General features: G+C 30.0%; 13 protein-coding genes and 1 pseudogene. 1 reads left to right on the top strand and 13 read right to left on the bottom strand.

The features are described 5' to 3' along the window. Positions 1-23: 23 nt before the first annotated feature. From KM800_RS02425 to KM800_RS02375, 11 genes and pseudogenes are all read right to left on the bottom strand, one after another. Positions 24-347 (bottom strand): annotated as a pseudogene (locus KM800_RS02425) (helix-turn-helix transcriptional regulator); the annotation flags it as partial. 410 nt (positions 348-757) lie between these two features. Further along, positions 758-1,180 (bottom strand): MaoC family dehydratase, encoded by a 423-nt coding sequence (locus KM800_RS02420; RefSeq protein ID WP_017751821.1) that lies wholly within the window; start codon positions 1,178-1,180, stop codon positions 758-760. A 211-nt stretch (positions 1,181-1,391) separates the two neighbouring features. Further along, positions 1,392-2,318: a DUF4097 domain-containing protein gene (locus KM800_RS02415; RefSeq protein ID WP_217811641.1), complete on the bottom strand. Its 927-nt coding sequence runs from the start codon at positions 2,316-2,318 to the stop codon at positions 1,392-1,394. Between the two features lie 4 nt (positions 2,319-2,322). Next, the gene (locus tag KM800_RS02410; RefSeq protein ID WP_017751823.1) at positions 2,323-2,979 is read right to left on the bottom strand and encodes a permease prefix domain 1-containing protein; all 657 of its coding nucleotides are present in this window, start codon (positions 2,977-2,979) and stop codon (positions 2,323-2,325) included. A gap of 2 nt (positions 2,980-2,981) precedes the next feature. Then, the gene (locus KM800_RS02405; protein ID WP_217811640.1) at positions 2,982-3,314 is read right to left on the bottom strand and encodes a PadR family transcriptional regulator; all 333 of its coding nucleotides are present in this window, start codon (positions 3,312-3,314) and stop codon (positions 2,982-2,984) included. A 341-nt stretch (positions 3,315-3,655) separates the two neighbouring features. Further along, entirely contained in the window at positions 3,656-4,135 is a 480-nt protein-coding gene (locus KM800_RS02400; RefSeq protein WP_017751825.1) for an S-ribosylhomocysteine lyase, read from the bottom strand. A 39-nt stretch (positions 4,136-4,174) separates the two neighbouring features. Further along, entirely contained in the window at positions 4,175-4,558 is a 384-nt protein-coding gene (panD, locus tag KM800_RS02395) for an aspartate 1-decarboxylase (protein WP_017751826.1), read from the bottom strand. 27 nt (positions 4,559-4,585) lie between these two features. Next, a complete protein-coding gene (panC, locus tag KM800_RS02390) occupies positions 4,586-5,431 on the bottom strand; it encodes a pantoate--beta-alanine ligase (protein ID WP_217811639.1) in 846 nt (281 codons plus the stop codon). Positions 5,432-5,433: 2 nt separating this feature from the next. Then, the gene (panB, locus tag KM800_RS02385) at positions 5,434-6,273 is read right to left on the bottom strand and encodes a 3-methyl-2-oxobutanoate hydroxymethyltransferase (protein ID WP_217811638.1); all 840 of its coding nucleotides are present in this window, start codon (positions 6,271-6,273) and stop codon (positions 5,434-5,436) included. Between the two features lie 339 nt (positions 6,274-6,612). Then, positions 6,613-7,398: a polymer-forming cytoskeletal protein gene (locus KM800_RS02380; protein WP_217811637.1), complete on the bottom strand. Its 786-nt coding sequence runs from the start codon at positions 7,396-7,398 to the stop codon at positions 6,613-6,615. A gap of 1 nt (position 7,399) precedes the next feature. Next, a complete protein-coding gene (locus KM800_RS02375; RefSeq protein WP_217811636.1) occupies positions 7,400-8,032 on the bottom strand; it encodes a YhbD family protein in 633 nt (210 codons plus the stop codon). A 128-nt stretch (positions 8,033-8,160) separates the two neighbouring features. On the opposite strand from KM800_RS02375, the gene KM800_RS02370 reads away from it, so the two are divergent. Continuing rightward, positions 8,161-8,730: a TIGR00730 family Rossman fold protein gene (locus tag KM800_RS02370; protein WP_217811635.1), complete on the top strand. Its 570-nt coding sequence runs from the start codon at positions 8,161-8,163 to the stop codon at positions 8,728-8,730. Positions 8,731-8,757: 27 nt separating this feature from the next. On the opposite strand, the gene KM800_RS02365 is transcribed toward KM800_RS02370, so the two are convergent. Both KM800_RS02365 and KM800_RS02360 read right to left on the bottom strand, forming a co-directional pair. Further along, a complete protein-coding gene (locus KM800_RS02365; protein ID WP_217811634.1) occupies positions 8,758-9,834 on the bottom strand; it encodes a stage II sporulation protein P in 1,077 nt (358 codons plus the stop codon). A 56-nt stretch (positions 9,835-9,890) separates the two neighbouring features. Further along, positions 9,891-11,033 (bottom strand): YibE/F family protein, encoded by a 1,143-nt coding sequence (locus tag KM800_RS02360; RefSeq protein ID WP_217811633.1) that lies wholly within the window; start codon positions 11,031-11,033, stop codon positions 9,891-9,893. Positions 11,034-11,191 lie beyond the last annotated feature (158 nt).

The following is an 11,191-nucleotide window of genomic DNA, read 5'->3' as shown; positions in this document are numbered from 1 at the left end:
TTATATTACGAATTGAAGTTATATGGTATAATACTCTTGACTTTTTCCATGGCTATTTCAACATTTCTATCATCCAAAACTCCATTTATATTTTTCAAAGCTTCCACTATGGAGATCATATCATTCAGTGTTAGAAACTGATGATTTATTTTGTAGTTGTCTAAAATATAAAATCCTCCATTGTTTCCCTGTCGTGAGGCTATTGGAATCCCTGACATATCAATTGCCTCAATATCCCTGTAAATAATTCTTATGGAAACTTCAAATTTTTCCGCCAACTCTGCTGCTGATATTTTATCCTTGTTTAAGAGCATAACTACAATTGCCAGCAACCTGTTTATCTTCATAAATTTCAAACCTCATTTTTCGTCACTATACTAAAATTCTATTATACATATATTAACACAATAATATAAAAATCAGCCATAAATTATTAAAGATACATTGGCTAAACAAGCTCATACATCTTTAATTGATTTTAAAATATATTAGATTTCTGAAGTTTAAACAGATAATTGTATGATCCCTTTGGATTTATCAATTCTTTGTGTTTGCCCATTAGTTCTTTTTTTGAGAAAAGATTTTCATGATTTTGATATTTCCCAGATACTCCTGAATTCCTTTGCTCACACTAAGCTTTGCATTACGATTTTTCAATGTCTTGATTAGTAGTAATAAAGCAAAAAGAAAATCCTCCTGTAATATATACAGAAAGATTTTTATAAAAAATTAAGTTGATTGGCATGTTAAATAACTTCTATACTACAGCTGGTGGCATAACAAGAGCTTCTCCTTCTATTACTGTCTTCCCAAGTTGATTGGTACAAGTAGTTTTCAATTTAAGTCTATTTTTTGCAATATTCATATCTATTACCTGTACCTCTGCTTTTATTGTATCACCAATATGCACAGGGGCTGTAAATTTAAGTTGTTGTCCCATATAAATGGTTCCAGGTCCAGGGAGATACATTCCAAGACATGCTGAAATAAGTCCTGAAACCAATATTCCATGAGCTATTCTTCCTTTAAACATGGTACCTTCAGATTTAACTTGATTTATGTGTGCAGGATTTAAATCACCGGTTATTCCAGCAAATAGATATACATCGGTTTCAGATATAGTCTTTTCTATGGAAACTTTATCTCCTATTTTTATTTTATCAATAGTCAAACCTTCCATAATTATTTCCCCCTTTATTTTAATATATAAGTACTTGACTTTACCTATATACACAGCAATAACCATGCCATAATACGCAAGCTTGATTTTAGATGCCATAAAAGTTTATGTACTGTTAATTATTTATACACAATATTGTAGGATACATTGAATTCAATGTATCCTACAATATTGTGTATTTAGTTTACATGTATTATATGCATACATGTGATTACTTTGAAATTTTTATATCTCCAGATACTGCATTTGCATTTATTTTTTTATATGGCCCACTGCCTACTTTAGCCGATGTCCTGCTCTTCCTTTCATTTTGATAATTCAACGGAAAGTTTGCATTTACATTGCCTGAAGTACAATTACCGTCAAATTCAAAACTCATATTTTCAGGAACTATCAAATTTATATCTCCGGAGATTGAACTCATATTTGAATATTCGTTTATACCTGAATAGTTTATCTTTACATCACCTGATATTGTCTTTACATTTCCAGAACCCGATATTGAATTTATATCCAGGTCCCCAGAAGTAGCATGTATATCATAATGTTTGGAATTTAATTTTTCTGCAGTTATATCTCCTGAAATAGATTTTATATATATATTACTCCCGCTAATGCTATTGTTAACATGAAAATCCCCTGAACTCTGACTACATTCTATATCATTTAATTTAATATCCGAATTAAAAGTAATATCTCCAGATGCCACATGAATATTTAAATTTTTAGTATAATTTTTAGGGATGTATAACTCTATTTTTTCATTAAAATTCCCAAAATCAAATATATTAAACACTCTATTATTATTTTTTCTGATTACAATACTGTTGCTTTGTCTATCTACTATAAATTTTTCTGCATCTTTAAGATTTGTGGATGCTTTCTGAACAACTTTAAGACCGTTCCCATCTGTTGTACTCACGAATACATCTGAGCTTGGGAAATCAATATTTATATTATCATAACCCTTGATTGCTATATTCTCATCTTTTTGTATGATATTAGCTTCACCAAATCTCTTTTCAAAACTAAAACCTCTAATGCCTTTATATCGTATACCATATACAAGAAAACACGAAGCTGTAATGGCAATAATCATCCATATTACAATTAAAATTTTTGTTAATCTTCTATTCATGCTTTTACTCCTTCAATCTAAAACTTAACGTAATAATTTTTTCTACGGCTGCTCCTATTATAAATATAATCCATGAATACGCCCATGCACCAAATACAAAACTCAAAATAAAATATAATGCAACTATACCAAGCCATACTATGGATTTTATAGATTTCATAATTTCCTTCTCGGCATTATTGGAAGATTTCCACTCTTTAAATTCTTCTACTATAGTATCATCTGATTTCACATATCTAGGTCTTGAAGCCGCATTATATATAATAAAACAAGTAGCTATAGCATCAATAGTCAACATAATACAAACAGATATGTTTTCATTTACCATAAAAACTTCATTAAGCATTATAAGAACTACTACACTCATTATATATAATCCTATTGATATGGACAGTATAAATGCACTCCTTTTACGATGCTTCTGCATCTGATCATAGTTAAACATATCCTTTTCTTTTAATCCTTCTATTAATTCATCTATGTCACCAATACTTGAAATTGCTATTTTAAAAGCATCTTCCTCATTTTTACCTGAAGATACAAGATCATCATACTTATCTATGAGGTTGGCTAAAAGTTCTTCTTTTAATTCATTAGCTCTGTTGGTCTTTGGGGCATTTTCAAATAACTCCTCAACGCTCTTTCTCAATTTTTCATACATATTTAAATACCTCCATTAATCAGTTTATTAATTAATTTTTTAGACTCATCCCAGTCCTTCTTATTCTGAATTAGTGCTTCTTTTCCCAATTCCGTTATAGAATAATATCTTCTTCTTGCTCCAGTAGTCTGATCTCCCCAATAGGAAGTTATAAGTGAAGCTTTTTCCAATCTTCTGAAAGTAGAATAGAGAGTGGACTCTTTAAGTTCATATTTGTTGTTGGTCTTTTCCTTTATAAATTTATTTATTTCATAGCCATAACTATCTTTTTCAATCAAATGTGCCAAAATTATGGTATCAGTATGGCCTCTTATTATATCGGATGTTATAGACATAGCATCACTCCTTCAATCACTTTAGTTTATGAAATTATATACTTTAATAACATATTTATAGTATATAAATATATACTTCGTCTGTCAATGTATATTTTATTTTGTTATATATAAAAATAGACTATAGAGTAAAATTTTCTATAATCCACTCCATAGTCCATTTTTTATTTTTATGTTAATGATTATCATAACTTTAATGATTCAAAAATTCTCTAGCTATAGCCTGACACTGCAGAATTAGGATGGGAATTATCACCTCTACCCTTTGCTAAAGAATCTCCCACCAGTAAAATATTTACAGCAGGCAATTATAAAATTACCTGCTATCCAATAGTAAAAAATTATTGTGGATAAATTAATCTATCCTCTGTTATATTATTCAAAACTTCATTGAGATATTTGTTGCCCCAGTAATTTGCCATAGAAAGATTCATGTCTAGATAATTTCCACAATCCTTTGCTGCAGCACCAGGGACATCTCCCTTAAAGTTAGCAATAAATCCGTACATCTCTTTCAACAGATCAATTATATCTTTTGACTCATAATCTCCGTTTAGTATAAGATAAAATCCAGTTCTGCAACCCATAGGTCCAAAATATACTGTATTAGGTCCATATGTCTTGTGATTTCTCAAAAAAGTAGCACCTAAATGCTCTATTGTATGAACCTCAGCAGTATTTATAACAGGCTCAAGATTTGGTGTTGTCATTCTTATATCAAAAGTAGTTATGATTACTTCCCCAAATTTATCTTTTCTTGAAACATAAACTCCCGGTTTGAGTTTCAAATGGTTAACTGTAAAGCTTGCAATTTTTTCCATAATAAGCTACCTCCTATAGGTTTAATTATATAGCAATAGCTATTTTATTTCACCATGTTTTTCATAATTTTTTATTTCAATTATTGAGTTATTTTCGTCCACAAATACTACTATAGGATTATAATTTTTAGCTTCACTCTCATCCATCTGACAATATGTCATAAGTATAACTTTATCTTCTGGCTGTACATATCGCGCAGCTGCTCCATTCAAACAAATAACCTTACTACCTTCATCTCCTGCTATTACGTATGTTTCAATCCTATTTCCATTATTTATATCAACTACTTGAATTTTTTCATATTCAAGTATATTGGCACTTTCCATCAACTTTCTGTCAATTGTTATACTGCCAACGTAGTTTAAATTAGCTTCAGTTACAGTTGCTCTATGAATTTTTGACTTTAGCATATTTAATTGCATAATCTTCCTCCTTGCCCAATACAGTCTCTAAATTTTAAAAGTAAAATTATCTATAAGTCTTATTTTCCCTATATAAACGGCAATTGCAACCAAAATATTTCCGTCAATATTTGAAACAGGTTTCAAATTTAAACTGTCCACTATCTCTACATAATCTATTTTTGCAAGAGATTCTGAATTCAACTTTTGTATAATTATTTTTTTTACTTTATCTGCATTTCTCTCTCCTGAGTTCAATGCTTTTTTCCCACACTCAAGACTTTTACCTAGCACTACAGTTGCCTTTCTTTCATCTTTTGAAAGGTAGGCGTTTCTAGAACTTTTTGCAAGTCCATCTGCTTCTCTTATTATAGGACACCCTATTATTTCAATATTAAAATTAAGATCCCTTACCATTCTCTTTATAACCGCCAGCTGCTGTGCATCTTTTTCACCAAAATAGGCTCTATCTGGAGTTACAATATTGAACAATTTAGAAACTACAAGACATACTCCGCCAAAATGAACTGGTCGTTTGGCGCCACACAGTCCTTCAGTCAATCCTTTTACATTTATAATCGTACTTACATCTTTATAATACATAGTTGAAGGTTCTGGATTAAATATCAGACTAGCTCCAGCACTTTTACATAATTCTCCATCTCTCGTAATATCCCTTGGATAAGTTTTAAAATCCTCATTTGGTCCGAATTGAGTTGGATTCACAAATACACTTACTACTACTTTGTCATTTTCCAATACTGCCCTTTTAATAAGACTTTCATGCCCCTCATGTAAATAACCCATAGTGGTAACAAGTCCAATAGTAGAGCCTTCTTTCCTCCATGATTTTACTTTATCTCTCACTTCTTCTATTGTATTTACTATATTCATTTCTATTGACCTCCATATAACTTTTCTAAAACTCTATCATCAACTTTAAAGCTGTATTTTTCATCAGGAAAAATACCAGATTTAACTTCTGATATATAATCTTTAAAAGCTTTTTTTACAACTTCTCCAGCATTACCATATGACTTTACAAATTTTGGCTTTAAATCTGAAAACAATCCAAGCATATCCTGATATACAAGTATTTGCCCATCACAATATTTCCCTGCACCTATTCCAATGGTAGGAACTGATACAGATTCTGTAACAATTTTTGCCAGTTTATATGGGATTCCTTCAAGTACAATTGAAAAGACTCCTGCATCTTCCAGCTTTTTAGCATCTTCCACTATGTTTCTAGCCTTGATTTCATCTTTGCCTTGAACCTTGAATCCACCAAACATATTGACTGACTGAGGGGTAAGCCCGATATGGCCCATTACTGGAATCTGTGCATTTACAATGGCTTTCACCTTTTCATAAACTGAAGCTCCACCTTCAAGTTTTACAGCTCCTGCTGATCCTTCCTGTACTATTCTTCCAGCATTTTTTACTGCGTCATATACTGAAGTCTGATATGACATAAATGGCATATCACCTACTACAAGTGCACTGTGTGCAGCTCTGGACACTGCCTTTATGTGATGAATCATATCCTCCATAGTTACAGCCAAAGTATCCTTATAGCCAAGACAAACCATTCCAAGAGAATCACCTACCAGTATACCTTCAACGCCTGATTCGTCTATAAGCTTGGCCATAGAATAGTCATAAGCAGTAAGCATGGTTATTTTTTCATTTTTATGCTTTGCATCAGTAAAAGTTGAAACACTATTTTTTGTCATAATCCATTCCTCCAAGTTTTTATTATTTTATACCTAGTTTGAATATGATAATTTCAGATAAATAAAGTAAATTCTGAAAATACATATACTGAATGGATAGAATATAAGAATGCGCCTGAAGTGCTAATATTTGAAAAGCTCGATAAAGATAATAAGCCATTTAATTTTTAAATGGTCTTATTTTTTAGATTATATTTTTAAATTAAACAACAATAGAAATTAAATATATCTAAAATAATAATCTTATGATATTTAATAACACTTACGGTGCAGTTCAAAAATGATACTACCCATGTTAATTTTATCACATATTTATTTAACTTTCAATTTTATTCCAGATTAAATTCTAACCTGTTTTCCAACTTTTCCTCCATTTATAATCTTTATTTCCCCACTATACTCAACTCTATTTATATTACATCCTTTTCCTATAGTAACATTGTTTCCTCTTACTATATTGGCAGTAGTTCCTTCAAGATAGACATTGTCTCCCTCCATAGATTCAGTAACAAGTTCCCTTCTATAAGTAAATACAGATTTCAAAAGCTTGCCTACTATTGATTCATCAAATGCAGATATTCTGATATTTATATTTTCCCCTCCTATTTCTCTTGCGGTAGATTTTCCGTGTAAAACTATGTCTATTTCGCCAGCATTTAAAAGTCCACCTATCCGTGCAAATCCATATGCCTTGAAAATTTCACTTTCACAATCACCTTTTACATTCAATCCTCCTGATATATCAACTTCCTGCGCATATAAATTTCCATCTATATTACCATTTCCAGATATCTTTATTTTTTTGACTCTTATATTTTCCGAAATTCTACATGATCCGCTTATTTTAATCTCGTCAGCTTCCTCTATATTTCCCTCTATATTCATAGAGCCACTTACATCTATTCTCTTTGATTTGACATTTCCATTTATTTCACCTGATCCACTAAACTTGATAATATCCTTCGTCGTTACATTTCCCTGTATTCTTCCAGTTCCACTTACTTTTAAAGAATTACATTCTATATTACCATTAACTTTTCCTGAACCACTTATCTTGACTTCATCATATATTCCTCCTCCTACACTTCCTGAACCTGAAATCTTAAGATTTTTTCTTTCTTCCAATTCAAAACAACTCCTTGATTTTTAATTTTAATTTTTGTATAGATTTACTAATATCCAATTTCATTACTACTTTAGATAAATTATCAAAATGAATTTTATCTGGTAGTAATGAGAGAAAACATATTCCAACTCCCATTTTCCTGACAAAGATTATTTCACAGTTTTTACCACAGTAGCTATTGTAATTATCATGAAGAATCTGAAGTACACTTTTACTCTCTTCGATAGTAATGTTTCCTACTGATAGAAATTCCTGTAATATACTCATGTATAGTATTTCATTGAATGAATAAATAGAAACTTTAGGATTAAAATCGTCATATATTTTTATTACATCTTCCATAATAATGCCATTTTCAATAATATCATCATAGGAAATTTTAATGCTTGAGACTTCATTAGAAAAAATTCGGGCCAAATCATCTAAAGACGTATCATCTTTTAAATTTTTTATTTTTTGTATTCTATCGAATATTTTTTCTCTCGGAAAAAAGGTTTCCTGACCTGTAAAGGAAGCTTTTTTTATAAACCATTCCTCAGGAATTATTTTTTTTCTCTTCCATCTATAGAGCTGGCCATAGGATATGTCAGTTAATTTCAAAAGTTCTTTTTTAGAAATCAAATTTTCTTCCATAAATTTCACTCCTCGAATATAGTGTAACATAACATTGTTATGTTGTAAATATTGTTTACGTATAATTAATTTACTTATACGAGCACATTAATTATAATTAATATATATCTATGACAGGAGGATCTATTATGAGAAGAATTTGTGTATATTCGGGGTCAAGTTTTGGAATCAACAAAAAATATAGTAAATTTGCCAGATTGCTTGGCAAAGAATTAGTCAAGAATAATATTGATTTGGTTTACGGAGGTTCCAAAACAGGTCTTATGGGGGAAATATCAGATGAAGTGTTTAAAAACAACGGTAACGTAATAGGTATAATTCCACAAATACCCCTCTTAGAAGAAAAGACAAGCAAAACTCTTACTAAACTTATTAAAGTAAAAAATATGAGTGAACGTAAAGAAAAGATGGCTGATCTTTCTGATGGATTTATAGCTCTTCCAGGAGGGCTTGGTACATATGAAGAATTATTTGATACTTTAAGTTGGGCTAGAATTGGAATTCATCATAAACCTATCGGTTTATTAAATATATCAAATTATTTTGATTCACTAATATATATGCTTGAAAATTCATATAAGGAAGGGTTTATAAGTAAAGCAAGTATGAAACTATTATTGATTTCAGATAACCCTTGCGAATTGATAAATAGTATGAAAATTTCATGTAAACAACAAATAGAAATCAGAAAGTCATAAAAAATTTTTCTGATTTCTATTATCAATTTACTTTATAACCTGTGCAATTATTCTTGCTAAATATTTCATAGAAGCCTGGGCTTCAGTTGTAGTATTTATATCTGAGCCAACTTCTATCAATATTGCATTATTACTCATACCCTGATTAAAATTTCTTATGCCGTGATTATAGTACAATACCCCTTTTGCAAAACCAGGATACAGCTGATTGGATACCTGAAGTATCTGATTAGCCAATGTCATATTTTTACTAAAATGAGGGTTGTTTCTAGACATAACCATCATATAATTTGCTATACTCTCTCCATTTATATTCATTGTAACAGCATTTTTGTCTTCTATGGAATCTCTGTGAATATCTATTATCAACTTGAAATCTCCATATTTTTTTAAATATTTACCTAAAGTAACGGCTGATCTGTCATAACTCCTATTATATGCCTCTGCGTCATGTACAGTTCTATCATTTATTCCAGATATACCATATTTATTTAATTCAGAAATCAACTTATCTCCTACAGATACAACATTTTGAGTATCATCAAAACTATTTGGATCTCCAGGTTTATAACTTTCCGTAGTATGTGTATGATATATTAATACATCTGGTTTTTCTTTGTTCATTGTTCTTTTTAAACTTGGATCAAATACGCTTACCTTGTCAGCTGGTGAATTTGAATTATTGCCCCTACTTAAATTTGAGTTGTCACCATTTTTTGCAATCTGCTTGTTGTCAAGTTTAAACTCATCCATATTTGAATTATTGATTTCACTCGAAGTATTTATACCTAAAAATGCTGCTTCTTTTCCCAATATAGATAGAGGATTTCGTGTATTTATATTAAAAATATTTAATGGAAAACTATTTGATAAAAAACTGCTTTCCGCCATATCATCTTCGTTGAATGATGTTGCTTTAACTGCAGGCATAGCATAATTCAATACCTGAACATAAAACATATTTCCTCTAACTTTATTATTGTTATTACCTGCCTCCACCAAATATGGAAGAATTATTACAAATATAAGACTTATAATCAAAGTGCATATTTCAAATTTAGGATTGTCATTTCTGCTGAATTTTTTATACTTCAATATATTCACTGCTTTAAATTATAAAGCAGTTTCCCCCTCTCATATACACTAATTGGTATTTATTTTTATTTATCATCTAAAATCCAGTAAACAAATACAGTAATAGGAATTGTAAATATCAAACCTATACTACTTGCAAAAGTTTTTATTATATCCGAAGCAATCATATCTTGATTTATTATATCTATAAATCTACTGTTATTTGACATATATCCCAGTATCAAAAATACAGTTCCACTAATATACGCCAATACCAATGTAGTAGTCATAGTTCCTATGGTATCCCTGCCTACACTCATACCAGCTCTTACAATACTTCCTCTTGAAATTCTTGGATTGTTGTCCCTTAATTCTTTCATAGTTGAAGCTATAGACATACTTACATCCATTATTGCACCTAAAGCTCCTATAAGTATACATCCAAATAAAATTGCCTTGAAATTCAATGGATTTTTTAAAACAGCATCCATAAGTAATTGGGCATCTTCAGTACCAACTCCCGAAACTCTAGTAGATCTAATGGACATAAAAGCTATTACACCTGCTATAACTACTCCACTGCTTGTTCCTAAAATTGCCGCTGCTGTTTTTTTATTGAAGCCACTAATTATAACAAAAGTTAATATAGTTATAAATATACAAATAACTATAGAAACCGTAATAGGATTATGTCCTTGTAGAATTAATGGCAAAAATACTTTTATAATTACCAGACATGTTATTCCTAAAGTTATCAATGATTTAAATCCTCTTATTCCACCAATTACAACAATAGAAATTATAAAAAATATAAGTAGATGAATTAATTGTTTATCTCTCACTACTTGATATATACTAAATGTATTTACTTTTCCACTATTATCTTCACCTATGGACAAAAAAACTTCATCGCCTGTTTTAAATTCTATGTTATCTGGTTTTGAAGTTTGCATATCATGCTCAATATCAAATTCCTCACCATTGTGCTTTCCTTCTATAATTTTTACTCGTAGATTTTGTTGTTTTAGGTTGTTGCCTTTATTTTTAGAAACTATTTTAATTATTTTGGATTTGACTATTTTCCCAGAATTACTATCTGAAACAGAAGCCTCATTATTCGCTGGTTGATCTGCTTTTACTTTTAAAGAACTAAATAGAACAATTGGAATTATTATAATTATAAAAAGTAAAAGACATTTATATATCTTTTTATGTATCTTATTGGACATTTTCATCACTCCCTGTTTTAACGCTTATTAAATACTATTCAATTATTTAAAAAATATAACAATGAAATATTTTACTTACTATACATTGACAATAATTATCCCTTGAACTATCATATATGTAAATGCAAATTAATTGCATTTACTTATTCTAGGGGGTA

The sequence above is a fragment of the Clostridium tyrobutyricum genome, from assembly GCF_019144085.1.
GTDB classification, from domain to species: Bacteria; Bacillota; Clostridia; order Clostridiales; family Clostridiaceae; genus Clostridium_B; species Clostridium_B tyrobutyricum_A.
Note: the sequence above shows the minus strand (reverse complement) of the source record. Positions and strands in the feature narration are given on the sequence as shown.